The following is a 25392-nucleotide window of genomic DNA, read 5'->3' as shown; positions in this document are numbered from 1 at the left end:
TACCTGCCTGTGGCGCTCACGCCGTAGCGCTGTTCGGTAGCCGGGGAGCTCAGATGGTGTCTACCAGTGCGAGGAAAATCAGTGCCCATGGCACGCCGCCGGCCAAGAGTGTCAGGCCGGATCCACCGACGGCCAGCCCCAGGCCGCGCCGGCGCGGTGACTGCGAGCGCAGCAGCCACGCACCGATCAGCAGTGATGCGAACGCCGTGATGGTGAACGTGGCGGCGAACATGATGCGATATCCGGCATGGCTGTCTATCGGAAAATGACCCAGTAGCCAGCCGACGCCGAAGGCCGTCGCGAACACGACCTGGACGACGATCGGCGCTGATCGGGTGGCCGTCCGCCAGACGTCGTTGTCCTGTACACAAATTCGTGCCCGCAGTTGATTGAACATGCCCGAGTCCTCTCAGTGCAGGTGCTGCAGCAGCTGGTAGATCACGGTGGCGGGTATGACGGTGACGGCGATGGTCAGGGGAGTTGCGAGGTAGCCGATGAGGATGCCGCGCCCGACCTGGCCAGCGTCGCCGGGCAGTTCGCGCATGAACAGTCCGGTCGGCACCACCACTACCGTTGCGATAACAAAGAAGAAAACGCTGGCGAACCAGAGCGGCAGCCAAGCCCACGTCGCAGTCTCAACGATCGCGATGGTCGCCAACGCGGCCAGGAAGCCGCGCGGTCCGTAGCGAGCTGCCGGGTCAGGGGTGGTCATGACGGCTCCTTCAACGGTGCTTAGCTGATTGGTCTCGACGAGACGGACGGCGGAGCATAGACAGGCCCGAATTCGCGGGCCGTCGCGTCGTCGAACGCGGCGAAGCGCGAACTGCCGACGCCGATCTCGTGGTGGATCGGCAGATTGGTGACTGGGCCCAACCAAGTGTTGCCGGAGTGTGCCGGATCGATCAACACCGTGCGGGTGCCGCCGCTCGGCAGATCCTGGTAGACCTCCAGCGACGGGTAATTGGTCCGTGTTCCGTCGATATAGACGCCGTCGTGTCCCGGAGTGAACACCAGATCGCCGTTGACGCTGAGCCGATTGTCGCGCAGTGGGCCGTGCGCATCCGTTGTGAAGCCGGGCACCAGCGGGTTCCCGGCGTCGTATTTGATGCGCACCGACCCGTCAGCGGCTTGCGCGATGCTGGCTTGGGGGACGCCGACTGCCACTTTTCCAGGGCCGCCACTGCCGTTGAGTTCAACCGACGGGTTCTGTCGCATCACCACGATGCCGTTCTCGTAGTCGATGTAGGTGGTGACCTTTGTGTCCTCGGGATCAAAGTGCGCATTAGGTCCACGATCGTTCCCAAAATCGCGAGAAAGTAAACCGCTCTTGACATCTCGCTGTGGGATCCATTGCGATGCACGCACAACTCCTTGCCCCGGCACCGGATCGATCCGGGCCACCCGAACCTCGGAGTTCACCCCCTGGAACTTGGAGTCGTAGGTGCTCGGGTCCAAGGCCGCCGCAGTAGCCCAGTCGGAGGCTGATACCGGGTCTCGCCCGAAGACCTCCCGGAAGGCGTCGATCTGGTTGAGCCGGCGCGCCTCATCGGTGGCCGGGCCTCGTTTGAAGGAGTGGTCTACGGCCTGGATGGTCGGCCGTTGCCGGTGCTCGACCGAGTAGCCGCCATTCAAGGTGCGCACCGCCCGCGCGCGGGCCTGACCGTCAGCGACGGTCTCGGCGATCACCTGGTGAATGTCGCGGGTCTTAGCAGACAGGAAGCGCTGGAACTGTCGGGCGCCGGCCGGGGTATCCACGGCCAGAGCGCGGTGCTGGGCCAGCGCGGCCCGGATCTCGGCTTCGATACTGTCGAGACTCCGGCGGCCCTGCACCGCCACCTGCGCGGCGCCGCGCACCGTCGTCAGGAAAGCCCGGTCGGTCTGCACGGACCTCTGCAGCCGCCCCGCCAGGGCATCTTCGCGCGCTCGCGCGGCATCGGCGTGGGCGCCGAGTTCCTCGGGCATGCCGGCGACGCTAGTTCAGCGATGGCGATCCCGGTATTCACCCGAGGCCGAGCCTTGAGCGTCAGTCCTTGAAATACACCAGCTGATGCGTGCTGGCCACCAGCCGGCCCGTCCGCGACCACAGGTGCGCGCTCTGATCGAAGTAGCCGCGCGAGAACCGATTGGCGTGCGCGCTGGCCAGCAGAAAATCACTTCCGAGCGCGTCGATTTCGCCTTGGTCGGCGTGGAAGTAGGTGGTCAGGGAGATGGTGCCGGCGGGCAGGAAGCGGCCGCTGCGCAGGAACACTCGAGGGAAGAACACGTCCGACAGGCACGCCAATGCCGCGAAGTCGAGCGGCCGGTTCTCGGCGTCGCGCACCCACAAGGTGGTGGTCGAGGATTCGCTGGGCTCTACCGCCTTGAGCGGCACCGGGCCGTCGGTGAAGCGCATGTCGTAGCGCTTGGCCCAGACGATGGCGTCGACGAAACTGCCCGGGGCGACGTCCTCGGGGGCGGGGGCGCTCGGCGGGTGGCTTTCGTCGTCGGCCCAGGTGTCCCGGTGCAGTCCGAACAGCGCGGTGGCCGTGGTCTTGACTTCGTCACCCTGGCGCAGCTCAAGCACCCAGTGCTGGTTGCTGCGGTTGGTGCGCGCGGCGCGCACGCTGACGTCGAATTCGCCGTCGGCAATGGGTGCGGCGAAGTTGACGGTCAGCGCCAGCGGGTCACCGATGCGATCGGGGTGCGATTCAACGGCACGTAGCAAAACAGCCGCGGTGATCCCGCCGAACGGCCCGACCATGTTGGCCCACTCCGGACGGGTAGCGCCGCGGAACGTTCCAGCGTCGACCGCCTCGAGTTGCATGGCCAGATCGAAGGGGTGTGGGGTCACGGGAGTCCTTAGCGGTGATCGGAGCGGTCCCGGTCACGCTATCGCGGTGACCACCCAGGTGCGGCCCGGGAACTGCACCACACCGTCGACCCGCTGCCGGCGCAGCTCGTCACGCAGTTCCTCGACCACGCCGGCCCAGCCATCGGCACCCAGCCTGGCCTCCAGTTCGGCGCGGGCCTGCTGCCCGGTGCGGTTGGCCAGGATCAACGCCAGCCGTTCCTCGACGCCGTCGCTGCCGTCGATCCCGAAATTGCAGACCCCGTCGAACGCTTCTACGGCAATGTCGTTCCAGCCGGCGTTGGTCAGGATGGCTCGCACCCGCTCGGGATTGCCGAATGCCAGCGGGCCCGGCGCCGTGGGATCCAGCGCGGCAGGAGGTGATTCCAGTTTGGCGGCCAGAACATCGGTGCCCGCCGTGAACATCGGATTGTCGCCTTCGCGCCAGCACACGAACGCCAGTCGGGACCCCGGGGCAGCGGCGGTGCGGATGTTGGTGAACGCCGCCACCGGATCGTCGAAGAACATCACCCCGAACCGCGAGATGACCCGCTGAAACGATGCCCCACCCCCAGCCTGGTGCAGGTCCATGGTCTGGGCGTCGCCGAGGATCACCGTGGCCTCGGGAACCCGCCGGCGCGCCGCGTCCGTCATCGGTTCGGAGATGTCCACGCCGAACGGAATGGCACCCAGGGCGGCGGTGCGCTGCAGCAATGTGCCGGAGCCGCAGCCGATGTCGAGCACCCGCTCACCTGCGGTGATGTCGGCCGCCTGCATGACCGCGTCGGCGAATGGTGCCAGCACCGCCTCGAAGGTCGCCGCGTTGTCCACCCAGTCGATGCCCTGGGCCGCCCAGGCCTGCTGCTGTTCCTCGTTCGCCATGGCCTCAGCGTAGGGAGTGGCGCCGGCGGAGAGGATTGGGGGAGTCGCCCGCCTTGCAGCGACAACCGACGTTATGTCAGATCCGCGACTGGGATTGTCGCGCAGAGGCGGGCATCACCCCACATGGTCCCGCCGCGTCACACGCGGCCCAGTCCGAGGCTTGTGGACCGCGCTTCGCCCATGATGTTGTTCTAGGTCAACACCCCGGCGAAGGAATCCCACATGCCCGACGCTCCGCTGCGTGACGATCACCTTGAGCTGCTGCGCCGTCGCGCGCTGACCGAGGACGCGGCCCGACCGCAGTCGGTGCAACGCCGGCATGACGCCGGGGGCCGTACGGCTCGCGAGAACATCGCTGACCTGGTCGACCCGGGGACCTTTGTGGAATACGGGCGGTTCGCCATCGCGGCCCAACGCGCCCGGCGCGACATCGACGACCTGATTGCCAACACTCCCGGCGACGGACTGCTGGGCGGAACCGCCACGATCAACGGCGCGCTGTTCGGACCCGAACGCGGCGCCTGCGCCGTGCTGTCCTACGACTACACCGTATTGGCGGGCACGCAGGGCGCGATCGGTCATTTCAAGAAGGACCGCCTGTTCGAGCTCATCGAACGGATGCGCCTGCCGACAGTCTTCTTTGCCGAGGGTGGCGGTGGCCGGCCTGGTGACACCGACTATCCGACGGTGTCGTCACTCGACGTACCGGCATTCGCCTTGTGGGCCAAGCTGTCCGGGCTGGTGCCGCGTATCGCGGTGGTCAAGGGCCGCTGCTTTGCCGGCAACGCCGTGATCGCGGGCGTCTCGGATCTGATCATCGCGACCGCGGACACCTCGATCGGCATGGCAGGACCGGCGATGATCGCCGGCGGTGGACTGGGCCACGTCGCACCCGATGACGTGGGCCCGTTGTCCGTGCAGGCGCCCAACGGCGTCGTCGACGTTGTGGTGGCCGACGAAGCCGAGGCCGTTGCGGTCACCAAACAAGTCCTCGGCTACTTCCAAGGTGCTACCGCCCCCGGCGCTGCGGCCGACCAGGACGCCTTGCGCACCATGATCCCCGAGCGCGCACGGCGTGCCTATCCGCTCAAGCCGATCATCGAGACCCTCGCCGACGTGGGTTCGGTGACGTTCCTGCGGGAGAAGTTCGCGCCGGAGATGGTTACAGCACTGGCGCGTATCGACGGCCGCCCAGTCGGGATCATCGGCAACAACACCATGGTCATGGCCGGAGCCATCACCGCCGCGGCCTCCGACAAAGCCGCGCGTTTCCTGCAGTTGTGCGACGCCTTCGGGCTGCCGATCGTGTCCCTGGTCGACTGCCCCGGCTACATGGTCGGCCCGGCCGCCGAGGCAGAAGCGCTGGTACGGAGGGCATCTCGGCTGCTGGTGGCCGGGGCGGCGCTGCGGGTGCCACTGATCGCGGTCATCTTGCGGCGCGGCTATGGCTTGGGTGCCCAGGCCATGATGGGCGGCAGTCTCCATGAACCGGTGCTGACCGTAGCCTGGCCGAGCGCGCACCTGGGCCCGATGGGGCTCGAAGGTGCGGTTCGGCTGGGGCTGCGCAAGGAACTCGACGCCATCGCCGATCCCGATGAGCGAGAGGAACGTGTCCGGCAGGCCACCGCCATTGCGCAGGAGAACGCCAAAGCGCTCAACGCCGCAACACTTTTCGAGATCGATGACGTGATCGATCCCGCCGAGACCCGCGCTCTGATCGTGGCAACGCTGGCGGCGTGCGCCGGGTTCGGCCAAGACGTGCCGCCGCGGCGGTTCGTCGACACGTTCTGAGACGTTCCTGCATCAGAGCAGCCGGCCGAACACCACGAAGGCCGCGACCGCGAACAGCACGGCGTTCAGGGCCACGCTCTTGGGCTCCTGCAGTCGAGAGTGCGCCCAGGCTGCCCCGACCATGACGACGCACAAGCCTGCGGCGGCCAGCGGTGTGAGCACCTGACCCATTCCCGTGAGCCCGGGTGCTACCAGTCCGAGGGCCGCCAGAAGCTCCATCGCCGCGGTGAAACGCACTACCGGCATGGGAAACATGGCCACTCCGGTTTGGCCCGTGTCCAGCAGACGTTGGCGCGGCAGGGTGAGTTTGGCGCCTCCGGAGGCAGCGAATATGGCGGCCAGTGCGAATTGGGCAGTCCACAGTGCGACGTTCATGATCTCGGTCCTTCCTGTTCTGGGTGTTCATCTGCTAGGACGGAAAGAGACCGGCGAGTGTGACAGCTCGCTGGTGTCACACTCGCCCACGCGGAATCGTCTACATGACATGAGCAGGTACCAGACCATTCGCTATGACCGGCGTGAATACGTCGGAACCCTGACGTTGTCGCGACCCGAGAAACGCAATGCGCTCAACCCGGCAATGCGCGCAGAGTTGGACCAGCTCGGCAGACAGCTGCTGGCCGATGAGGCCCTTCGTTGTCTGATCGTCGCCGGTGACGGGCCGTCGTTCTCGGCCGGTATCGACCTGGTCGAAGACATGGCCGGGACGTTGACCGCGTTCGCCGAGCGACCCGTCGATGACGAGACCGTGGAGCTCGGCCTCGCGATAGCCGGGACCTTCGAGTGGATTCCCCGGCTTGGCTGTCCCAGCGTCGCAGCGGTCCGCGGGCACGCCTACGGGGCGGGCCTGCAGCTGGCACTGGCCTGCGACTTCCGCATCTTCGCCCGCGACGCCCGCATCGGTTTGACCGAAACTCGCTACGGCCTGTTGCCCGACATGGGCGCAACGTTTCGACTCCCGCGCCTCATCGGGGAGGGGCGGGCGCGGGAACTGATCCTGTTCGGCGAGGTCATCGACGCAGCGGAGGCGCTGCGCATCGGACTGGCCAACCGTGTGGTCGGCGACGACGAACTCGATTCCACGGCGCACGAATTCGCCGACCGTCTCGCGCGCCAACCGAGGATCGCGGTCCGTGGGGCCCGGCGTGCCATCGATGCGGGCCGGACCCTTGACGACGCCGCCGGCCTACGGGCAGCGGTCACCGAACAGGCCCGTTGTTTGGCGTCCGCCGAATTTCGCCACGCCATCCCGACCCAGACAAGGTGAATGCCATGACCAGTGACCTGCCCTACATCGACGAGCACACGCTGCGGATCGACGCGCCCCGTAGCCGGGTGTGGAGCGCTCTGCAGCGCTATGTCGAGGCCATGCTGCACGGTAACGAACGCAATCCGCTGCTCGCGCCGCTCGGACTGCGGCCCCGCGCTGGTTTCGCCGTGGCCGAAAGCGTTGAGCAGCAACGGATCGTACTGGCGGGACAGCATCGCTTCTCGCGGTACCGGCTGGTGTTCGAGCTCACCGACGATCAGGCAGGTGCGACGCGCCTGCATGCCCACAGCTACGCGGCATTCCCCGGACTGCACGGCGGCATCTATCGGGCCCTGGTGATCGGGACACGCATGCACGTCGTCGCGACGAACTACCTGTTGCGGGGTATCCGCACCGCTGCAGCAGCCGGCTGAAGGTCGCGTTCCGCCCAGATCACGCCGCCGAGCGCAGATCCCGATCACTGCTCGCCGGTTGCGGATACGGGCGATTCCGCAGCGGCGCCCATCCGACGTAGGTCAGATACAGCCCGACCAGTGCGAACAGGACGTAGGCGGCGCGCGCCCAACCCTCGGCGCGCATCGCGATGTTCACGCTCGACAAACCGGCGTAGGGAAACACCGTCAACGCAAGCCCCTTGAGAAGGGTGATCCAACCCGTCACCGAGACGCAGATGGCCGCTGCGCCGCGCCAAAGCGGGTGCAGCGCCACCACCGCCAATCCGGCCAACAGGGTGAACGCCCCAGCCTCCCACAGCAACAACGGATCGGGTCCGAAGTCCGAGGCCTGCGCCCACACCTGCGGGAGACGAGACAGGGCCGCCACAGTGACGATGACCAGGAACGGACCGATAACGCGAGCGAACATCCGCGTCCGGGCCGAAGATTGCTCTGACACACTCACCGCACTGCCCTCCTGGACCTTGTTTCACCAGGCTACGAGGATTGTGTGACGGCCACCACCACCGGCTGTATCAGCGGCCGGTGGTGGTATCCAATGTCAGCTCCCAGGCCGACAGCCACGGTGTGATGGTCTGGGCGATCGAGAAGGGATGCGGGTCTTCGCACTTGGGCTCGGAGTAGGTACCGTCGGACACCGCGATGTAGATGCCGACCGCCTCGGCAGTGCCGTCGTCACGCAGTCGGTACACCGGTCCGCCGGAGTCGCCGCAGGTACCGCCGGCTTCAAACCGGACCTTGTTCGCCTCACTGGCCACCACCGGACCGCACACCGGTCCGCCACTGCGGATTCCGTAGTGGCACAGCACATCGCCAACGGACACATACTCGGCGACCCCGACCACCGGATGCCCATCGATGACCGAAGTCAAGGGAATCGTGCCGGGGTTGTCCAGGGTGATCAGCCCGATGTCGTAGTCATCCCAGTTGCTGCCGTCGCTGACGGTCTCGGTGAACGTGCCGATGGTGCGATAGGCGAAAGCGCCGCCGTGGCGGATCACCACCTGCCCGGGCCCGCCGCCCGGGTTGCAGTGCCCGGCTACCAGCAGCCCGGGTCGGCCGTCGCGGGTGTGTACCAGGAATCCGGTGGTGCAACTGATACTGGCTGCGTCGCCGCCGGGGGAGACGCTGATGCCGATGCCGGGCCCGATCGCGTGCGCCATCGGGATCGGGACCAGAGGGTGCGCCGGGTGGGTGCGGTTCACCTGGTACAGGCCGATGAAGATCGCGGCGACGACGACGGCGGTCCCGATCCGCCATACCGCCGTCTTCGCCGTGTCCCAGCGGCGCCGTTCCGTCACCGTGGCAACGGTAGCGGTTGCGTAGGCTGGCCAGATGGCGTCCCCGATACTGACCGCCGACTTTGCCAGTGAGTTCCCCGAACTCGCCCAGCCCTGGCGGGCCGCCATTCCGCCGGAACCGAAGCTGCTGGTGCTCAATGAGAAGCTGGCCGCCGAACTGGGCTTGGATCCGGCCTGGCTGAAAAGCCCTGACGGGCTAAAGCTGTTGACCGGTACCGACGTTCCCGACGGCGCCACCCCGGTGGCCCAGGCCTATGCCGGACACCAATTCGGGAACTATGTGCCGCTGCTCGGAGATGGTCGCGCCCTGCTGCTCGGCGAACTCGACGGCGACCGCCGTCACGACATCCACCTCAAGGGCTCCGGGCCGACTCCATTCGCCCGCGGCGGCGACGGTTTGGCCGTCGTCGGCCCGATGCTGCGCGAATACGTCATCAGCGAAGCCATGCACGCGCTGGGGATCCCCACCACCCGCTCGCTGGCCGTGGTGGCCACCGGAGCCCAGGTGCAACGCGAGGCGCCGGTGCCCGGGGCGGTACTGACCCGCGTTGCCGCCAGCCACCTGCGGGTCGGCAGTTTCCAGCTCGTCGCCCAGCAGGCCCGCGCCACCGGTGATCTGGGGCTGCTGCGCCGGCTGGCCGACTACGCGATCGCCCGGCATTACCCCGACGCCGCACAGGCCGAAAACCCTTACCTCGCACTGTTTCAAGCGGTCGTAGAAGCCCAGGCGTCGCTGATCGCACGCTGGATGCTGGTCGGTTTCGTGCACGGCGTGATGAACACCGACAACATGACCATCTCCGGGGAGACCATCGACTACGGCCCGTGCGCATTCATGGAGGCCTACGACCCGGCGACGGTGTTCAGCTCCATCGACCACGCCGGGCGCTACGCCTACGGCAACCAGCCGCTGGTCGCCCAGTGGAACCTGGCCCGGTTCGCCGAGACCATCCTGCCGCTTTTTGCCGCCACCGAGGAGCTGGCGCTGTCGGTGGCGGTGGAAACCCTCGAAGGGTTCATGCCGCGCTATCACGGCCTCTGGTCGGCGGGGATGCTGGCGAAGTTCGGGCTGACCGGCAGCGTGGAGGCTGCCGCGCTGATTGATCAGGCGTTGGCGCTCATGACCGACAACCAGGTGGACTACACCTCGTTCTTCCGGCAGCTGGCGGCGGCCGGGCGCGGGCACACCGGCTCCCTGCCCGCCGTATTCGGTGACTGGCTGGGGCGCTGGCGGGCCATGCAGCCCGACTTTGACGCGATGGACAGGGTCAATCCGGTCTACATTGCGCGCAACCACCTGGTGGAGCAGGCGTTGACGTCCGCGATGCGCGGCGACCTGGCGCCGGTGCAAAAGCTGTTGGACGTGATCACCGAGCCCTACCGGCAACGGGATGACGTGGCGGCATATGCCGCTCCGGCACCGCCGGAATTCGGGGCCTACCGCACATTCTGCGGGACCTGACGGCCGCGGACGGCCAATCAGTCCGGGGTGGATAGTGCGGCTTCGTGCGTGCTCCGGTGAGCCCGATGCGCGCCATGTTGCGCCGGCACATGCGGGGTCCGAAGTCCCGGGGGCGCGGCGTGGCGCCCCGTTGAACCGCCGTTCTCGCTGATCTCGAACCGCCGCGCCAGCCGGGCCAGCGGTGCGGGCGCCCACCAGTTCCAACTGCCCATCAGGTGCATGAACGCCGGCACCAACACCATCCGGATCAGCGTGGCATCCACCAGCACCGCCAAGGTCAGACCGAGGCCGAGCATGCGCATGAACGACACCTGTGCGGCGATCAACGCTGCGAACGAGATCGACATGATCAGGGCCGCGGCGGTAATCACCCGAGCGGTATGCGCCAATCCCTGCGACACGCTCTCGTCGTTGTCGGCGCGGGTGCGCCCCGAGGCCAGCCAGTACTCCCGGATCCGGGATACCAGGAAGACCTCATAGTCCATCGACAGCCCGAAGGAGATGCAGAACAGCAGCACCGGCACGTTGGCGACCAACATGCCGGTGGGCGTCGTGCCCAGCGCTCCGAGATGCCCGTCCTGGAATATCCAGACCAGCGCCCCGAACGCGGCGCACAGCGACAACACATTGAGGATCAGCGCCTTGATCGGCAGCACCACGCTGCCGGTGAGCAGGAACAGCAGCGCGAACGTGATGGTGGCGATCAGCCCCAGCACCAGTGGCAGCCGGTCGGTGATCGCGTCGACGCTGTCCCGGTTGATCTGCGCCAGCCCGCCCATCTGCACCGTCCGCTGACCGGGTGCCGGCACCTGATGCAGCAGATCGAGCTGGGTTTCGGAACGCTGCGAAAACAGCGGGGCGGTGCTGGCCACGGTCAGCAACACGGTGTCGTCTTTGATCCCGGTGGCCGCCGAGGGATCGCCCACCCGGTCGCCGCCGACGAAGGTGCCGGTCGGCGCCGACACCGAGGACACCTCCGGGACCCGGGACAGTTCGGCGGCGTAGCGATCCAACTCCTGTGGCGCGATGCCGTTCGCCTCACGAACAACGATCGGCACCGCCCGGTCGGAGTCGTCGGCGAACTGCTCGCGCAGCGCGTCGCCGACCTGGTGCGCCGAGGCTGTTCGCGGCAGCACCCGGTCGTCGGGGTAGCCCCACTTCACGCCGAGGAACGGCGCTCCGACCGCCACCAGCAGCGTGACCACGGCCAGACCGATCGGCACCGAGTGGCGGGAAACGAATCTCGTTGACCGGTACCAGAATCCCTCTTCGATCGGTCGCGCGACGGGCTCAGGGCGCCGCAGCAGCCGCCGAATCGGCCGTCGCAGGTTCAGTGCGTCGAGACGGGGTCCCAGCAGGGCGATCGCCGCCGGGGTCACCACGATCGCCGCGATCGCCACGAACGTCACCGTCGCCACCCCGGCGTAGGCGAACGACTTGAGGAAGTACATCGGGAACAAGACCATGGCCGCCATCGACAGCGCGACGGTGATCGCCGAGAACAGCACGGTGCGACCGGCGGTGGTCATCGTCCGGATCAGGGCTCGATCGGGGGCGACGCCCTCGGCCAGTTCGTCGCGGTAACGGTTGATGATCAGCAGGGTGTAGTCGATCGCCAGCGCCAAGCCCATCGCGGTGGTGAGGTTCATCGCGAAGATCGACACGTCGGTGCCCAGCGTGATCAGCCGCAGCACCGCCATCGAGCCCACGATCGCCAGTCCGCCCAGCGCCACCGGCAACGCGGCCGCCAGCAGACCGCCGAAAACCCACACCAGCACCGCAAAGCTCAGCGGGATCGCGATCGATTCCATCAGCAGCAGGTCATGCTGATTCTGGTGATTGATCTGCGCATAGACCATCGCGCCACCGCCGGCGCGAACGCTGACCCCGTCGCGGTCGTGTGCCACCTGGTCGGCCAGGGTGCGGGCATATTTCTGCGCGTCGTTCTCGCCGCCGCGCAGGTTGGCCACGATCAGACCGGCCGTACCGTCGGTGCTGGTCAGTCGGGCGGCCGCCGAGGGCGGATCCGTCCACGGCGAGGCTACGTTGAAGACGTGCGGCGAGCGCTGCAGGACTCCGGCGATCTCGGTGCCGACCGTGCGGGCCCGGTCGCTGTCGGCGCCTTCGGGGGAACTCACCAGAATCAGCAACTGCTGGTCACTTTGGCCGAACTTGTCGGTCAGCAGCGCGGTGGCCTGCGCGGACTCCGAACCGGGGTCCTGAAAGCCGCCCGCGGACAGGCTGTCGGCCACCGGGATCCCGAACACCGCGGCTGCGACCATCACCAGCCCGGCCAGGACGAGGACGCGTCGCGGAGCGGCGAGGGCCAGCAGGGCGATCCGGTGCAGCACGTAGTGACCTTCCGCCGATATGGTCAACCGGAGGTGCAGCGGCACCCCTACCGACAAGATACGTAGTCGATGGCGCAGGCGTTCAATATTCGCCAGCTATGCCGAGCCGTTGAACCAGCGCCGCGGCGGCACCGTGACCTCGACATGGACAACACTCCGACCGTGGCCGCCGTAGCCGTGGAATTCCCTTCTCACCAACACCGTCAGGGTGAGGTGATGGCCGCTCTGTCGGACTTCGCTGGCCCCGACTTTCAGCGGTTCGCCGCCCACAGTGGTGTCGCGACCCGCCAGCTGGCGCTGCCGTTGGCGCGGTACCCGAAGCTCAGCGGCTTCTCCGAGGCGAACGACGAATACCTTGACATCGCTCTGGATCTGAGCGAGCGGGCGCTGCTGGAGGCGCTGGATCGCGCCGGAATCGCTCCGGCCGACGTTGATGTCGTGTTCTCGACGACGGTCACCGGCTTGGCCGTTCCCTCGCTGGAGGGGCGGTTGGTGTCGCGGATCGGCCTTCGCTCCGACGTCAAGCGCATCCCGCTGTTCGGGTTGGGCTGTGTCGCCGGCGCGGCGGGCCTGGCCCGGGTCCACGATTACCTGCGCGCCTTCCCCGACCATGTGGCCGCCCTGGTCGCCGTCGAACTGTGCTCTTTGACGGTTCAGCGCGAAGACCTCTCGGTGGCAAATCTGGTTGCCGCCAGCCTGTTCGGTGACGGCGCCGCGGCGGTCATCGCGACGGGCGCCCGACGCGCGGCACGCGGTCCGAGGCTGTTGGCGACGCGAAGCCAGACCTACCCCGACACCGATGACATCCTGGGATGGAAGATCGGCAGCGAGGGCTTCAGCATCGTCCTGTCGGTGGAGATCGCCACGATCGTCGAGAAGTATCTCGGTGACAACGTGCGCGAATTCCTGGCCGATCACGGCCTGGTCAGCGACGACATCTCGACCTGGATAGTGCACGCCGCCGGACCGAAGATCATCGACGCGATCGAGAACCTGCTGCACCTACGGTCCGAGGCGCTGACGCCGACCCGAAATTCGTTGCGGGATCACGGAAACCTGTCCTCGGTGTCCGTCCTGGACATTCTCGACGGCATCGAATCCGATCCTCCGCCGCCCGGATCGCTCGGGTTGATGATCGCGATGGGGCCGGGTTTCTCCGCCGAACTCGTGCTGCTGGAGTGGTAGGCGTGTACTACTTGCTGGTTGGGGTGGTGGGCATCGAACGACTCATCGAGTTGGTGGTGGCCCGCAGCAACGCGCGGTGGGCGTTCGCCAATGGCGGCATCGAGTTCGGGCACGAGCACTATCCGGTGATGGTCAGCATCCACTCGGCGCTGCTGGTCAGCTGCGTTGCCGAGGTATGGCTGTTGCACCGGCCCTTTATCCCCTGGCTGGGCTGGCCCATGTTTGCGGTCGCGATGTTGAGCCAGGTACTGCGCTGGTGGTGTGTGCGCACACTGGGCCGGCGCTGGAATACCCAGGTGATCGTTCTGCCGGAAAGCCCTCTGGTGCACGGCGGTCCGTATCGCTGGATCCATCATCCCAACTATGTGGCAGTGGTATGCGAGGGGTTAGCACTGCCGCTGATCCACACCGCCTGGCTGACCGCGCTCTGGTTCGGTCTGGCCAACGCGGCGGTGTTACGGGAGCGGATTCGGGTGGAGAACGTCGCGCTGGGGTACCGGTGATCGGCTTCGACACCGACCTGCTGATCGTCGGCGGCGGGCCGGGGGGCCTCGCTACCGCGTTGTGTGCTCGACAGCAGGGACTTTCGGTGATCGTTGCCGATCCCCGGGCCAGCCCGATCGACAAGGCCTGTGGGGAGGGCCTGATGCCGGGCGGGCTGGCCGTGTTGAAGTCGCTCGGGGTGGACCCGGTCGGTATGCCGCTGCGCGGCATCAACTATCTCGACGAGCAGCGCCGGGCCGAGGCGCCTTTTCGCAATGGCCCGGGACGCGGCGTGCGGCGCACGACGTTGCATGCCGCCCTGACCGATCAGGCCAAGCAGAACGACGTCGACTGGGTCGCCACGAAGGTGGACGCCGTCGTCCAAGACGCCGGGGGAGTAACGGCGGGCGGCATCCGGGCCAGATGGTTGATCGCCGCGGACGGGCTGCATTCGGTCGTTCGCCGCGCCGTGGGGATCTCCTGTGTCGCAGGGACACCGCGGCGTTACGGGCTGCGATGGCACTACCAGGTTCCGGCGTGGTCGGAGTTCGTCGAGGTGCACTGGTCACGGTGGGGGGAGGCCTACGTGACGCCGGTAGAGCCGGGCCTGGTGGGGGTGGCCATCTTGTCGCCGAACCGCCCGCAGCTGGACTGGTTTCCGTCCTTGGCGGCCCGCCTGGCCGACGCTCCACGCGGTCCCGTCCGCGGCTGCGGTCCGATGCGGCAATTGGTTTCGCGCCGGGTTGTCGGCCGGGTGCTGTTGGTCGGTGACGCGGCCGGCTACGAGGATGCGCTGACCGGCGAGGGCGTCAGCCTGGCTGTCAAACAGGCCGCTGCGGCCGTGGCGGCGATAGTCGATGGCAACCCGTTGTCTTACGAGCGCACCTGGCATTCCATTACCCGCCGCTATCGACTGCTCACCCGAGGTCTGGTGCTGGCCAGCGCGTGGCAGCCGGCCCGACGGGCTGTGGTCCCCGCCTGCTGTGCGCTGCCTGCGGTGTTCGACCGTGCGGTGCACCTGCTGGCACATTGAGGCGCTACTCGATGGCGGACAAAACCATCTGGGTGGAGCCGCGCGAGCCGATGGTGATGCGCACCGCGCCGTCGGGATAGTTCCGGACCCGCAGCCCACTGGCGGAGAAGATCTCGCTCCATGGCCGGTCGGTCGCCGGCAGGTACACAAAGTTCGCGTGGGAATCGGTGGTGTACACCCCCGATGCCCGCAGCCGGGTCCGCAGATAGCTCCGTTCGGCGACGATGTGGGCGATGCGCTGCTCCAGTTGTGCTTCTGCCTGGTAGGAAGCGGCCACCGCCACCGTGCAGCCGGCGCTGATGCCGAACGGCAGCTGCATCGACCACAGCAGACCGGCCAGCTCCGGTGCCGCCAGCGCGTAGCCGATTCGTAGCCCGGCCAGGCCGTAGGCCTTGGAGAAAGTGCGCAGCACAATCACATTCGGGAAGCGTGCAATGAGTCTGGGAACGTCGATGCGCTGGTTCGGTGCGACGAACTCGATGTAGGCCTCGTCCAGCAGCACAATGGTGTCGGCGGGAACGTCCGCGACCAGCCGTTCGACATCGGCGACGGTTTCCAGCGTTCCGGTCGGATTGTGCGGGCGGCACAACACCACCACCCGGGCACCCTGGGCGGTTGCCTGGGCCATCGCGGTCAGGTCGTAATGGCCGTAGCTGTCGAGGGGCACGTCGACCGCGGTCAAGCCGGTCATCTGGGCGAAGGCGGGGTAGCCCTCAAAAGTGGGCTTGCTCAGTACGATCCGCTCGCCGGGAGATGCTGCTGTCTGCAGCACCCGCATAGCCAGCCCGGACGCGCCCGGGCCGAGTGCCACGCTCTCCTCGGCCACCCCGGCATGGTCGGCTACCAGTCGGCGCAGTTGGGTGGGCAGGAATTCTGGATAGCGGTTGGCCGCCCCGATGAAGTCAACCAGCGCCGCGCGCACCGCCGGCAGCGGCGGTAGGGGGTTCTCGTTGAGCGACAACGCACACGGGTCGACGGCCGGCGGCAGTGCGCTGCGAAGATGCGTGGTACCCGAATCCGCTTGCGCCGCCGAGGTCATTGCGGTCGTCCGCCCCATCGGATGGCCGCCGCACCGGCGAAGTCGCCGGCGTGTGCGAAGCCGGCCATCACCACCACCTCGCCCGGCTGCAGCCGGTTGCCGGTTATAGCCCGATCCAGGTTGATCGGGATGCCGGCGCCGAACAGGTTGCCGCACTCATCAAAGGTGTCGACGTGTCGTGATTCGGGCACTTCGAGCGCTTCGCGCCAATTGCGCAGAAAGATCCGGTTGGGCTGGTTGGTGACCAGGAGTCCGATATCCGAGGGAGACAGGCGGTTGCGATGACAGACCGCGAGGGCGACCTCGGGGACCTGCCGGTTGCCGCGCGCGAGCACCTTGGTGATCTTGTCTTCGGTGAAACCGATGTAGGCGGCGCCCGGCCCGGGCTGCCACCACTTGCGGGGCGGGTCGGTGTTGTAGGTCATGTCGCCGGCGTACTGGCCGTAGGTGCGGCATTCGACGTCGATGATGGGCGATTGATCTGATCGGGTGAGCAGTCCGACCGCCGCGCCGTCACCGGGAACCGACGCCTGCGACTTGCTGCGCACGGCGGGATGGTCGAAGACCTGGCCGGCGGCGTTCTGCGCGATCGCGATCAACGCGCTTTGCCCCAGTCCGGCCGACAACAACTGGCGAGCCACATTGAGCCCCAGGATGAAAGCGGCGCATCCGCCATTGTGCAGATCCAGCACCGAGGATGGACGCATTCCCAGCCGGTGGGCGACCCCGCCGCCCGCGCCGCAGAACGGGATGTCCGGCAACTGGGTGTGGGTGATCAAGATGTCCACGTTCTCGATGACGTCGCGGCCGTGGCGCTCGATGATTCCCTGCGCCGCCTGCTCGATCATGTCGACCGCGGACTCGTCGTCGCCGACATGATGGCGGAATCGGGGGGCGCGGAACATCAGGTTGTCGCGCAACGCATCGGACTCGGCGAACTGCGCGTAATAGTCGGCGCCGATGGGTTCGCCGGGAAGGTAGCTGGAGACGTCGATCAGGCTGACGGCTGATTGGTTCATGATCGCCTCATCGCATCCAGAATGGGGTGACCGGAAGGCCGTTGTGGTGCCGGTATTCGGCAATCGCCTTCAGATTCTTCAGCTCCAGCAGGTGGCCGGCGCTGAACATGTCCCAGAAGTCGCCGACCCACACCGGGCGCTGCGGCGGCGCGGTGTCCGGATAGGGATTGTGGTCGTAGAACGGGTGGTGGCAATTGGTCCACAGCACAACCGATCCGGGCTTGTTCAGCACCACCTGGGCGTCGACGATCCGGATCAGGTAGATCATCCACAGGTGGTCGGGCTGATCCCAGGCGCAGTGGTAGTCCACCGTGAGGGCTTCCCGGTTAAAGACGGTGCGGGTGTAGATCTTGGTCTCCGAACCCAGTCGGTCGTAGGCGAGCCAGAGATCTGCTTCGTCGGTGGGGGTGAAGCCGCGCAGGCTGTAGGTCCACTCTTCCAGGCATCGCGTATCGGAGAGGTAGTCGAACAATTCGTCGGGCGGACAGTCGATGTAGTCGTTGACGGTGCAGTAGTCGCCGAACACCACGTCGTGGGGATAGACCGAATGCATCATCTCCATGATGATCGGGGTGGCGACCTCCCGCGGACTGGTCTCGACCCGGACCAAGCCGTCGATGGGTCCGGGCGTACCGGTGTGGACGCTGATATCAGCGAGGGCGGGCAGCGACATCGAATTGATCCTCCTCGTGGGTTGGAACCTTGCCGTTATGAGCTACTGGAGCAGTGGTTTTCGGTGACGCATCGGCAGAAAGGAACGGCGCGAACGGTGGTATCTCGTCGGCGGCGCACTCGACGCTGATCACCGAGGGGCCCTCACGGTCCAACGCCGACTCCACGACCGCGCCGAATGTGCCCGGGTCGTCGACGTCGATCGCGCTGAGCCCCGGGAACATCGACGCCAGGCCGTCACCGAGCTGGCTGGGCGTAAAGCGGTTGTAGCTGTAGAAGCCGTCATAGAAGAGCTGCTCGCGGGTGACGCACATGGCGTGCGCGTTGTTGTTCAGCAGCACGAACAGCACCGGAAGCCGGTACTGCACGGCGGTGTGGATCTCCATGCCGTGCATGAAGAACGCACCGTCGCCGGCGATCACCACGGTGCGCCGACCACGGCCGAAAGCCATCCCGATCCCGGCCCCGAAGCTGTAGCCCATCCCGCCCATCCCCAGTGCGACCAGGAAACGGCCGTCGCGTCGCGGCGGCAGGTAGTGGATGGCCGCAGCGCCGGTGTTGCCCGCATCGACGACGATGTCGGTCCCGGCAGGCAACGCGCGGTCCAGCACGGCCATCGCGTCGCGATAGCGCACCCCGGGGCCGGCGTAAGGCGGGGGATTCAGTTCGGTGTGCGGCACCGTCTCGGGCACCCGCAGCCACCGGGGGCGCCCGGCTCCGGAGAGCTCGCGGGCGATCGCGCGTAGGGACACCCGAAGATCAGCGGTCTGCACGTGCGTACACGGAACATACGGCGGCGCCGAACCGATCGATACCGTGTGGATGGAGCCCAGCACCGCTTCGAGACCGGCGCGGGCGGTCAGCGACATCCGGGTGCCCACCACCAGGCACAGCGCACTGCCGGTCAGTGCATCGGCTACCGAGGGGTGGCCCATGATGCCGGCCACACCCAGTGCCGACGAAGATCCCAAACCCGAAGTGCCCGAGACGTCTTTGGCGTCGGGGACGCACACCACCCGTGCGCGCAGCAGTGCCCGCAGATTCTCGAGATCGGCGCGGGCGTCGTCACGCGCCACCTGTTCGCCGGCGATGATCGTGACCGGTCCATGGGCGTTGCGCAGCGCGTGGACGATCGGATGCGGGTCGCTGATCACGACGGGATCGCCGCCGGTGTCGCCGCCGTTGCGGTACGGGCCGGCGGTGACGAAGCCCTGCTGAACATCCTTGGGCAGCAACAGCACCGCGGGCCCGCCGCCGCGTGCCGCGGCGATCGCCCGGGGCAAGGCGGCCACGATGTCCTCGGGGTTCATCACCCGCTCGCAGAAGACCGAGACCGCCGAGAACAAGGCCTGTGCATCGAGTGCACCGTTGCGGCCACTGGTGTCTTGGAAACTGCCTCGACCGTCCAAAGTGATCGGGGCCTGGCCCACCAGCGCCAGCACCGGAACCCGGCTGGCCAATGATTCACCGAGCCCGGCAACCAGGTTCAGCGCGCCCCCGCCCGACGTCGCGGCGACCACCCCCAACCCGGCACCGCTGCGGCTGTAACCGTCGGCCATGGTGGCGGCCGAGAACTCATGCTTGGCCAGCACCGCCGTGATGTCGGGACGAAAATACGCTGCGTCGTATAGGTCTTCGATGTTCGCGCCATCGACGCCGAAGATGTGACCGACTCCCATCGCCGCCAGCTGGGCGACAATGAAATCGACCACGGAAGCGATCCTGGACATCTGCCCGCCTAACTCGTGATGACGATGTCATTGACACGGTTTGCGGCGGGCGTTGGTTCGAAGAAGGATCCGATGACCCGGGCTCGTTACAGCGTGCGCTCCAGCAGGACCTGGCCGTTGTCGGCCGACACCACTTGGACCGAGGCGATCTGATCCGACGGAGTCGAGATGCTGCCGGCCGGCGTCGCGGTGTGCCCGGGTTCGGCGACCCAGGTCGCCAGCCGGGTCTGGCTGCCGTCGCGGCCGACCACCACCAGCGCCAGGGTGTCGTGGTGAGCGTTCACCGGTGCCAGGCAGACACAACTCAGATCGATGTAGCTACCCCAGGATTCGTCCCTGACCGCCACCGTGGAGGCGAGCGCCGTCGTTCCCACTTGGGCCATCGGCACCGCATCGGGGTGGGGTGACGGCGTGGTCGCCGAGCCGATGCCCAGCAGGACACCGATCCCGAGCACGGCGGCCGCCGCGGCCGAGGCCGTCCACGCCATCAGCCGGGTACGCCGGCGCCGCCGGTGCACCTCGGTCAACAGGGCCGGCAGCAGGTTGGCCGGCGGGGGTGGCTCCGCCGCGTCGGATTCGTTGATCGCCGCCACACAGTTGCCGTCGAGCTGGGACAGCAGGGCGGGCACGCCGCTGATTTCGGTCACGGCGTCCCGGCACTGCGGGCAGTTGGCCAGGTGTCCCTCGAATTCCCGGCGGTCGGCCGCAGACAGCGAACCGAGCACATAGGCGGCATCCCACATGGCGTATGGGTGCTCACCCTCGACCGGCCCGCAGGCCGGACCGATCTCCCGCGGCGACATCATCGTGTCACCCCCATCTCCTGCAGGGCGAGTCGCAGAGCCCGCACCGCGTAGTGCAGGCGCGATTTCACTGTTCCCTCCGCGATCCCCAGGTCTTCGGCGGTCTGGCCCGTACTCCAGCCACGGTAGTAGGACCGTTCGATCACCGCCCGGTGCTCCGCAGACAGGTGCGTCATGGCGTCGGCGATCAACATCCGGTCCAGGGCGGTGTCCACCTCGTCGCGGGTGGGTTGCTCGGGCGTGGTCGTCTCGTCGAGCGTGGCGACCACGTGGCGGTACTGGGCGCTGCGCCGTTCGTCGATGATCATGTTGCGCGCCACGGTGCACATCCAGGCACGAGGGGAGCGCTCGGTATCGCCGATGACCTCCGGGTGCTGCCAGGCGCGCAGCAGCGTCTCCTGCACCACGTCTTCGGCACGGCTGGCGTCACCGGTCAGGCGCAGGGCGTAACGCCACAACACCGCGGCGTGCTCGTCGTAGAGCGCTTTCATCAGCGCGGCTTCGTGGTCTGGCGGTATGCCAATGCGAGGCAAGCTGATCACCTCCTGCCTAATGACACGACGTGGATGCCTGCTCGGTTCATGCGGCGGTCCCAGCTTCGGCTCTCCTTCGTCGAGCCTCGCTGAACCGCTCGGTTCATGTTTTGGCACCTCAGTCAGGAATCCAGCTGCCGTGAAAACCGTGCGGAACGCGACGCGGCAGCCGCACCCGGGCGACGGGTTCGGCGTCGAACTCCGACGCGCCCAGGATCACCAGTTCGCTGCACTCACGGACCGGGCTGTAGACGTAACTCAGGTACCAGCCGGCCGATTCGTCGGTCTGCCCCGGAGCCGGAGCGAACACCGCCTCATCGGGTGCGCCGGCCATACCGTTGACGCCGAACCGGTGGACCTCGACGCTGTCGCGCGCCAAGTCATAGCGGACCAGCCCGTCGGTGCCGACGGCGACGGCGTAGCGGGCCGCAGCGCCCACCCGCCGGTCGTCGACGCGGGGGAACTCGATGTCACGGTCGTCGAGCTGAACCTCGTGTACGACGCCGGCGTCCAAGTCGATCGTCCAGCGCCACAGCGAGGCGTCGGTCTCGAAATCGCTGTTGTCGCGCCAGATTTCCGGGTAGCGGACCACCTGCATCACGATCGCGTCGCCCTGGGCCGACGACACGTCGAAGGCGTTGGCGACGTGGAAGACATAGCACGGGTGGATGTCGAACCAGCGAACCGGACCGTACGGATCATCGCGGCGCAGCACACCCAGGCGGGCGCCGTAGTCGTCGTCCCACCGGTAGGGCGGATCGCGTTCGATTCGTCGGGTGAGCGCAACTTGCGGGTTGAAGACCAGCGGCAGGTCCAGGAACACCACATGCTGCGCGGTCAGCGCGAAGTCGTGCATCAGCGTCAGGCCGGGAACATCGATCGGACGGCGGACCTGGACCGCACCGTCGGCGCTGGCGCGGTAATAGTTGATGTGCGGGTGGGTCAGGTCGCCGTATCCGAAGAAGTGCAACTCGCCGGTGATCGGACAGATCTTGGGATGTGGCGCCATGGAATCGATCAGCTTGCCGGCGAAGTCGTAGGCGCCCAGCGTGTCCAAGTCGGGGGTCAGTTCGTAGGGCAATGCGGTGTCCATCAGCGCCAGGGTCTTGCCGGCGTGCCGGATGACGTGCGTGTTGGCCGCGCTGGAGTGCAGATTGCGGCTGCCGTCGGCGTTGAACAGCGGCAGGGGGTGTTCGAAGCTCTCGGTGCGCACCCAGCGGTTGCGGTACCAGGCGGCCCGGCCGTTCTCCAGCCGAACTCCGTGCACCATGCCGTCGCCGGTGCACCAGTGCCCGCCCGCCTCGCGGGGGTTGGGGCCGTTGCGCAGATACCAGCCGTTCAACTCCGGCGGGATGCTGCCGTCGACGGGCAGATCGAACTCGGTGAGCTCGTCGGGGACCGGAGCGTAGTTGCCGGGGCGAAAGACCCTGAAGACCGTCTCCGGCGGCTGAAGAACTGCCACCGCAGCACCAGAGTCATGGCCGTTGACCTGACGGATGACACCGGCGGCTGCGCGACCCGCGGTGAATTCGCCGTCGGCTGTCACGCCGTTGGATTCGGTGAAGTCCTCTTCATCCAGCAACGACAGGACAGCCGGCATTTCGGACAGCTCGGTGACGGCGTCCTGGCACAGCAGGCACTCGTCCAGGTGCGTCTCGAACTCGCGATAGTCGGACTCCGAGAGTGACCCCAGCACATAGGCGGCATCCCACAGGCCGTACTCGTGGTCAAACGTCATTGCACCGTTCCCATATCTCGCAGTGTCTGTTGCAGTGTCCGCAGCGCGTAGTGCAGCTGGGTCTTCACGCTGCGCTCCGCGATTTCCAGATCGACCGCGATCTGCTCGGTGCTCCATCCGAAGTAATAGGCACGACGTAGCAGGGCCCGGTGTTCGGCGGAGAGCTGCGCCAGCGCGGCGGCGACCATGGCTCGGTTCGGTGCAAAGTCGCGGTGCATGGCGCTTGAAGCGCTGCTGAGGCGGGCCCGGGCCTGGTCGTCGGTGGTCATGGCGGTTCAGGCCCTGCCCGTACGCGCAGAAGGGTCCGGCCGCGGCGTGGCCGCGGTCGAGTGTCGATCTGCCGCTGGTCTTCCTCTACCCATGCACCAGCCTCCCGGAAGTGACACGGGGCAGCGTCCCGTCCGGTTCAGTGTCGCGCGCGCCCGGCGGCTGCGGTAGAGGCTTTACGTCGTGGTAACCAGCGTCAGCTGCCAGGCCTGCAGCCACGGCTTGATCAGCTGCGCGACGGAGGACTCGCGTGGCTCAGCGCAGGCCGTCTCGGGATCCTCGCCGTCGGACTCCGCGGTGAGGATGCCGACCGCTTCGGCGGTGCCGTCGGGGCGCATCCGGTAGGCCGGGCCACCCGCGTCACCGCAGGTGGTAGCCGCGGCGAACCTGACCTTGTCCTTTTCGCTGGCAGCCACCGGACCGCACATCGGCTCGCCGCTGCGGACTCCTAGATGACAGAGCGTGTCACCGATGTTGACGCGCTCGGCCACGCCGCTGACCGGGTGTCCATCGACCTCGGAGGTCAGCGGGAACTTGTCGGGGTCATCCAAGGTGATCAAGCCGATGTTGTTGCCGTCCTTGCCGTCGTAGACGCTCTGGGTGAAGGCGCCGACGGTGGGGTAGAGGGCACCGTTGTGGATGGACACCGTGCCGGAGCCGCCGGGCTTGTTGCAGTGCCCCGCCGACAACAGTCCCGGCCGGCCATCCTTGCTGCGTACCAGGAATCCCGCGGTGCAGCTGGTGGCCTCGGAGCTGCCGGTAGAGGACACATTGATGCCGACCCCGGGGCCGATCGCCTCGGCCGGCGGCTGCGGGATGAGCTGCTGCACCGGCTGGGCGCGGCTGACCCAGACCATGCCCGCCAGGACTGTTACGACGCCGGCCGCGATGGACAGGCGCTTGAGCAGGATTTTGGGCGGGGGTCGTCGAAAGGCGGCCATCTGGGCGAGGGTACCGAGGGTGGGGCGGATGTGCAGGTGGGGCGGTTACGCGGAGGGTGAACAGGGGATGGAGAAACGCCGGCGTGACCGAGTGGCACATTTTCGGCAATTCGGAATCAATGGCTATTTGTTTGGTTCCTCGGCCTTAGGCTGGCGGCGAACTAGCGACTCTTTTTCCTCTGTTCGCTCGGCCAAGCGATCGCTGAAATTGATCAGCCCCTGACCCGCTGCGGCAAGCGCTCGGCGCGCCGATTTCTTTGCCAGCTTGACGCTCGCTTCGGCTGCGTCGCGAATTCCAGGCGCTTCCAACGCAGTCCAGACGTCAACCTGATTTCGTCGGGCTCGGGCAAACGCGTTGAGCTCGGTCATCAGCTGATTGCGGTCGTGCGCCAGCTGCTTCGTCGACATGAAGCGAAATCCCTCGATGGCGTCGGTCTTAGCGACCTCGTCGATGACCTGGCGTGCTCGCTGGTATAGCTTCGCGTCCTCCGACAGGTGGTGCATCAGCAGTTCGCGGGCGTCCTCAATCGCGTGCGATAAATGGTCAGGCTCGTTGGCCTCGATTCGGGCGAGCCGCACTCGCTGCCACTTGTACATCGACTCCTCGGCGACTACTAGCAAGCTCAGCGTTTCCCCGATCAAGCTCTCGTCGACCACGGCCTGCAGCTTCTGTGCTCTTTCCTGGACGGGCAACCCAGGAGCCAATGAATCCAGGACCCTCTTCACGTGACTTCGAAGCTGCTCGATAGTGATGTTCAATGCCGGGCCAAGCCCTGCGACAGCATCCCAATCCGCGTCCGGGAGGGAACCGTGCTTCTCCAGGTAGTTGACCTTGCGTGTAGTGATGATATTGCTGCCCAAGACGTCGCCTGCGCGTTCAGCTTGGGCAAGGTGAAGGACCTGCTCGACCTTGCCTTCGACGCAGCGAACCGCATCCTCCACCTCGGCGATCGCTGATTTGAGTGCCAGTTGCATGGCGACCATCTGGGCAGACATCAGAGTCTGCGGGCCCATCGCGGTCGGTCGCCACTGCAGCTGCTCGACAAACTTGTTGTCGGCGCCGCGGGTAGTCATCCGAAAGAACCCCGGGGAAGCTGGAATCAGCTTGTCTCTCTGGATGGCCTTGATGCTGTCAGGGTGCAGCTGCACGAACTTGCCAGCCTGGCCCAGCATCGTAGTGACACCGGCGAGCAGACCGGTGGCATTGCCCAGCGAGGCTTTGCTGACGCCAGCCACTTGGACGGCACGGCCCGCCGACTCACGAAGGCGGTCTAGGTACGACTCGACAGCCTCGGGATCGCCTCCGATCAATACCCCCTCCGGTTGCGTGACGACGACGATTTCGCCATTTGCGGGACCGGGAAGATTGTCTACGTCGTCACTCACGATGGCCTCCAGAGGTGGACTTTGGCCGAGTGTAAGCAGGTGCGCCGACATCGAGGGTCGGGGAGGGCGCCTTATCAGTGCGATCCCGGCCCGGCTGTCGGACGTCCCGCCTAGCATTGGCCCGAAATAGCGTGGAAGCGAGGTAAGACATGAGCAGGCGTTCGGTCGGCGGCCCACGGCGTTCGTCGCTCGGAGTGTTCACTCGATATCAGCAACCCACGTCC

Annotated in this window: 26 protein-coding genes; 7 read left to right on the top strand and 19 right to left on the bottom strand. The window is 66.9% G+C overall.

Features of this window, described 5'->3' with window-relative positions; all coding sequences use genetic code 11:
* Positions 1–49 precede the first annotated feature (49 nt).
* The 5 genes from ACJH5R_RS03055 to ACJH5R_RS03035 form a co-directional block, all read right to left on the bottom strand.
* Positions 50–397, bottom strand: coding sequence for a hypothetical protein (locus tag ACJH5R_RS03055; RefSeq protein WP_406756354.1), 348 nt, complete (start codon positions 395–397; stop codon positions 50–52).
* A gap of 12 nt (positions 398–409) precedes the next feature.
* Positions 410–712 (bottom strand): hypothetical protein, encoded by a 303-nt coding sequence (locus ACJH5R_RS03050; protein WP_406781283.1) that lies wholly within the window; start codon positions 710–712, stop codon positions 410–412.
* Positions 713–732: 20 nt separating this feature from the next.
* Entirely contained in the window at positions 733–1962 is a 1230-nt protein-coding gene (locus ACJH5R_RS03045; RefSeq protein ID WP_406781282.1) for a DUF4226 domain-containing protein, read from the bottom strand.
* A 61-nt stretch (positions 1963–2023) separates the two neighbouring features.
* Positions 2024–2803, bottom strand: coding sequence for an acyl-CoA thioesterase (locus ACJH5R_RS03040; protein WP_406781361.1), 780 nt, complete (start codon positions 2801–2803; stop codon positions 2024–2026).
* A gap of 60 nt (positions 2804–2863) precedes the next feature.
* Positions 2864–3709 (bottom strand): class I SAM-dependent methyltransferase, encoded by an 846-nt coding sequence (locus tag ACJH5R_RS03035; protein WP_406756351.1) that lies wholly within the window; start codon positions 3707–3709, stop codon positions 2864–2866.
* Positions 3710–3931: 222 nt separating this feature from the next.
* On the opposite strand from ACJH5R_RS03035, the gene ACJH5R_RS03030 reads away from it, so the two are divergent.
* Entirely contained in the window at positions 3932–5500 is a 1569-nt protein-coding gene (locus ACJH5R_RS03030) for an acyl-CoA carboxylase subunit beta (protein ID WP_406756350.1), read from the top strand.
* Between the two features lie 12 nt (positions 5501–5512).
* On the opposite strand, the gene ACJH5R_RS03025 is transcribed toward ACJH5R_RS03030, so the two are convergent.
* Positions 5513–5875, bottom strand: coding sequence for a DoxX family protein (locus ACJH5R_RS03025; protein ID WP_406781281.1), 363 nt, complete (start codon positions 5873–5875; stop codon positions 5513–5515).
* A 109-nt stretch (positions 5876–5984) separates the two neighbouring features.
* Here ACJH5R_RS03025 and ACJH5R_RS03020 point away from each other — a divergent pair, with 109 nt between their 5' ends.
* Together ACJH5R_RS03020 and ACJH5R_RS03015 are read left to right on the top strand one after the other, a co-directional pair.
* A complete protein-coding gene (locus ACJH5R_RS03020; protein WP_406781280.1) occupies positions 5985–6767 on the top strand; it encodes an enoyl-CoA hydratase/isomerase family protein in 783 nt (260 codons plus the stop codon).
* 5 nt (positions 6768–6772) lie between these two features.
* Positions 6773–7183 carry a hypothetical protein gene (locus tag ACJH5R_RS03015; RefSeq protein WP_406756347.1) on the top strand — a complete coding sequence of 137 codons (411 nt, stop codon included), beginning with the start codon at positions 6773–6775 and terminating at the stop codon, positions 7181–7183.
* Positions 7184–7202: 19 nt separating this feature from the next.
* Here the strand turns inward: ACJH5R_RS03015 and ACJH5R_RS03010 are convergent, their stop codons facing one another.
* The gene (locus ACJH5R_RS03010; RefSeq protein ID WP_406781279.1) at positions 7203–7670 is read right to left on the bottom strand and encodes a hypothetical protein; all 468 of its coding nucleotides are present in this window, start codon (positions 7668–7670) and stop codon (positions 7203–7205) included.
* A 70-nt stretch (positions 7671–7740) separates the two neighbouring features.
* The gene (locus tag ACJH5R_RS03005) at positions 7741–8526 is read right to left on the bottom strand and encodes a hypothetical protein (RefSeq protein WP_406781278.1); all 786 of its coding nucleotides are present in this window, start codon (positions 8524–8526) and stop codon (positions 7741–7743) included.
* A 34-nt stretch (positions 8527–8560) separates the two neighbouring features.
* On the opposite strand from ACJH5R_RS03005, the gene ACJH5R_RS03000 reads away from it, so the two are divergent.
* Positions 8561–9988: a protein adenylyltransferase SelO gene (locus tag ACJH5R_RS03000; RefSeq protein ID WP_406781277.1), complete on the top strand. Its 1428-nt coding sequence runs from the start codon at positions 8561–8563 to the stop codon at positions 9986–9988.
* Positions 9989–10005: 17 nt separating this feature from the next.
* Here ACJH5R_RS03000 and ACJH5R_RS02995 read toward each other — a convergent pair whose 3' ends face one another.
* Positions 10006–12339 carry an MMPL family transporter gene (locus tag ACJH5R_RS02995; protein ID WP_406756343.1) on the bottom strand — a complete coding sequence of 778 codons (2334 nt, stop codon included), beginning with the start codon at positions 12337–12339 and terminating at the stop codon, positions 10006–10008.
* A 144-nt stretch (positions 12340–12483) separates the two neighbouring features.
* Here ACJH5R_RS02995 and ACJH5R_RS02990 point away from each other — a divergent pair, with 144 nt between their 5' ends.
* From ACJH5R_RS02990 to ACJH5R_RS02980, 3 genes are read left to right on the top strand one after another with little or no spacing between them, the layout of a single operon-like run.
* The gene (locus ACJH5R_RS02990; RefSeq protein WP_406781276.1) at positions 12484–13524 is read left to right on the top strand and encodes a type III polyketide synthase; all 1041 of its coding nucleotides are present in this window, start codon (positions 12484–12486) and stop codon (positions 13522–13524) included.
* 2 nt (positions 13525–13526) lie between these two features.
* A complete protein-coding gene (locus ACJH5R_RS02985; protein ID WP_406781275.1) occupies positions 13527–14027 on the top strand; it encodes an isoprenylcysteine carboxyl methyltransferase family protein in 501 nt (166 codons plus the stop codon).
* Positions 14024–15040, top strand: a complete 1017-nt coding sequence (locus ACJH5R_RS02980) for an NAD(P)/FAD-dependent oxidoreductase (protein ID WP_406781274.1) — start codon at positions 14024–14026, stop codon at positions 15038–15040. The genes ACJH5R_RS02985 and ACJH5R_RS02980 overlap by 4 nt, the downstream gene beginning before the upstream one ends.
* 4 nt (positions 15041–15044) lie before the next feature.
* Here ACJH5R_RS02980 and ACJH5R_RS02975 read toward each other — a convergent pair whose 3' ends face one another.
* The 10 genes from ACJH5R_RS02975 to ACJH5R_RS02930 all read right to left on the bottom strand — a co-directional run bounded on the left by ACJH5R_RS02975 (position 15045) and on the right by ACJH5R_RS02930 (position 25168).
* Complete coding sequence (locus ACJH5R_RS02975) at positions 15045–16079, bottom strand: pyridoxal phosphate-dependent aminotransferase (RefSeq protein ID WP_406781273.1); 1035 nt, start codon at positions 16077–16079, stop codon at positions 15045–15047.
* Entirely contained in the window at positions 16076–17098 is a 1023-nt protein-coding gene (locus ACJH5R_RS02970; RefSeq protein WP_406756339.1) for a 3-oxoacyl-ACP synthase III family protein, read from the bottom strand. Before ACJH5R_RS02970 ends, ACJH5R_RS02975 begins: the two co-directional genes overlap by 4 nt.
* Positions 17099–17105: 7 nt before the next feature.
* The gene (locus tag ACJH5R_RS02965) at positions 17106–17771 is read right to left on the bottom strand and encodes an SRPBCC family protein (RefSeq protein ID WP_406756338.1); all 666 of its coding nucleotides are present in this window, start codon (positions 17769–17771) and stop codon (positions 17106–17108) included.
* On the bottom strand, positions 17749–19500 hold the full coding sequence (locus ACJH5R_RS02960) for a thiamine pyrophosphate-binding protein (RefSeq protein WP_406756337.1): 1752 nt from the start codon (positions 19498–19500) through the stop codon (positions 17749–17751). The genes ACJH5R_RS02965 and ACJH5R_RS02960 overlap by 23 nt, the downstream gene beginning before the upstream one ends.
* Before the next feature lie 86 nt (positions 19501–19586).
* Complete coding sequence (locus tag ACJH5R_RS02955; protein ID WP_406781272.1) at positions 19587–20306, bottom strand: anti-sigma factor family protein; 720 nt, start codon at positions 20304–20306, stop codon at positions 19587–19589.
* A complete protein-coding gene (locus tag ACJH5R_RS02950; protein WP_046283350.1) occupies positions 20303–20794 on the bottom strand; it encodes a sigma-70 family RNA polymerase sigma factor in 492 nt (163 codons plus the stop codon). Before ACJH5R_RS02950 ends, ACJH5R_RS02955 begins: the two co-directional genes overlap by 4 nt.
* A 160-nt stretch (positions 20795–20954) precedes the next feature.
* Entirely contained in the window at positions 20955–22574 is a 1620-nt protein-coding gene (locus ACJH5R_RS02945; protein ID WP_406781271.1) for a carotenoid oxygenase family protein, read from the bottom strand.
* Entirely contained in the window at positions 22571–22843 is a 273-nt protein-coding gene (locus ACJH5R_RS02940) for a sigma factor-like helix-turn-helix DNA-binding protein (RefSeq protein ID WP_406756334.1), read from the bottom strand. Before ACJH5R_RS02940 ends, ACJH5R_RS02945 begins: the two co-directional genes overlap by 4 nt.
* Positions 22844–23017: 174 nt before the next feature.
* The gene (locus tag ACJH5R_RS02935) at positions 23018–23782 is read right to left on the bottom strand and encodes a S1 family peptidase (RefSeq protein ID WP_406781270.1); all 765 of its coding nucleotides are present in this window, start codon (positions 23780–23782) and stop codon (positions 23018–23020) included.
* Positions 23783–23905: 123 nt separating this feature from the next.
* The gene (locus ACJH5R_RS02930; RefSeq protein WP_406781269.1) at positions 23906–25168 is read right to left on the bottom strand and encodes a hypothetical protein; all 1263 of its coding nucleotides are present in this window, start codon (positions 25166–25168) and stop codon (positions 23906–23908) included.
* Positions 25169–25392: the final 224 nt, after the last annotated feature.

The organism is Mycobacterium sp. SMC-19 (genome assembly GCF_045310815.1).
Taxonomy (GTDB): domain Bacteria; phylum Actinomycetota; class Actinomycetes; order Mycobacteriales; family Mycobacteriaceae; genus Mycobacterium.
The sequence above is the reverse complement of the archived record's forward strand: the minus strand, read 5'-3'. Positions and strand labels throughout refer to the sequence as shown.

What these genes read in the sequence shown, in the direction of transcription:
- ACJH5R_RS03055 (WP_406756354.1), bottom strand. Translation starts at nt 397, where the DNA reads ATGTTCAATCAACTGCGGGCACGAATTTGTGTACAGGACAACGACGTC.
- ACJH5R_RS03050 (WP_406781283.1), bottom strand. Translation starts at nt 712, where the DNA reads ATGACCACCCCTGACCCGGCAGCTCGCTACGGACCGCGCGGCTTCCTG.
- ACJH5R_RS03045 (WP_406781282.1), bottom strand. Translation starts at nt 1,962, where the DNA reads ATGCCCGAGGAACTCGGCGCCCACGCCGATGCCGCGCGAGCGCGCGAA.
- ACJH5R_RS03040 (WP_406781361.1), bottom strand. Translation starts at nt 2,803, where the DNA reads ATGCAACTCGAGGCGGTCGACGCTGGAACGTTCCGCGGCGCTACCCGT.
- ACJH5R_RS03035 (WP_406756351.1), bottom strand. Translation starts at nt 3,709, where the DNA reads ATGGCGAACGAGGAACAGCAGCAGGCCTGGGCGGCCCAGGGCATCGAC.
- ACJH5R_RS03030 (WP_406756350.1), top strand. Translation starts at nt 3,932, where the DNA reads ATGCCCGACGCTCCGCTGCGTGACGATCACCTTGAGCTGCTGCGCCGT.
- ACJH5R_RS03025 (WP_406781281.1), bottom strand. Translation starts at nt 5,875, where the DNA reads ATGAACGTCGCACTGTGGACTGCCCAATTCGCACTGGCCGCCATATTC.
- ACJH5R_RS03020 (WP_406781280.1), top strand. Translation starts at nt 5,985, where the DNA reads ATGAGCAGGTACCAGACCATTCGCTATGACCGGCGTGAATACGTCGGA.
- ACJH5R_RS03015 (WP_406756347.1), top strand. Translation starts at nt 6,773, where the DNA reads ATGACCAGTGACCTGCCCTACATCGACGAGCACACGCTGCGGATCGAC.
- ACJH5R_RS03000 (WP_406781277.1), top strand. Translation starts at nt 8,561, where the DNA reads ATGGCGTCCCCGATACTGACCGCCGACTTTGCCAGTGAGTTCCCCGAA.
- ACJH5R_RS02990 (WP_406781276.1), top strand. Translation starts at nt 12,484, where the DNA reads ATGGACAACACTCCGACCGTGGCCGCCGTAGCCGTGGAATTCCCTTCT.
- ACJH5R_RS02975 (WP_406781273.1), bottom strand. Translation starts at nt 16,079, where the DNA reads ATGACCTCGGCGGCGCAAGCGGATTCGGGTACCACGCATCTTCGCAGC.
- ACJH5R_RS02970 (WP_406756339.1), bottom strand. Translation starts at nt 17,098, where the DNA reads ATGAACCAATCAGCCGTCAGCCTGATCGACGTCTCCAGCTACCTTCCC.
- ACJH5R_RS02965 (WP_406756338.1), bottom strand. Translation starts at nt 17,771, where the DNA reads ATGTCGCTGCCCGCCCTCGCTGATATCAGCGTCCACACCGGTACGCCC.
- ACJH5R_RS02960 (WP_406756337.1), bottom strand. Translation starts at nt 19,500, where the DNA reads ATGTCCAGGATCGCTTCCGTGGTCGATTTCATTGTCGCCCAGCTGGCG.
- ACJH5R_RS02955 (WP_406781272.1), bottom strand. Translation starts at nt 20,306, where the DNA reads ATGATGTCGCCGCGGGAGATCGGTCCGGCCTGCGGGCCGGTCGAGGGT.
- ACJH5R_RS02950 (WP_046283350.1), bottom strand. Translation starts at nt 20,794, where the DNA reads ATGAAAGCGCTCTACGACGAGCACGCCGCGGTGTTGTGGCGTTACGCC.
- ACJH5R_RS02945 (WP_406781271.1), bottom strand. Translation starts at nt 22,574, where the DNA reads ATGACGTTTGACCACGAGTACGGCCTGTGGGATGCCGCCTATGTGCTG.
- ACJH5R_RS02940 (WP_406756334.1), bottom strand. Translation starts at nt 22,843, where the DNA reads ATGACCACCGACGACCAGGCCCGGGCCCGCCTCAGCAGCGCTTCAAGC.
- ACJH5R_RS02935 (WP_406781270.1), bottom strand. Translation starts at nt 23,782, where the DNA reads ATGGCCGCCTTTCGACGACCCCCGCCCAAAATCCTGCTCAAGCGCCTG.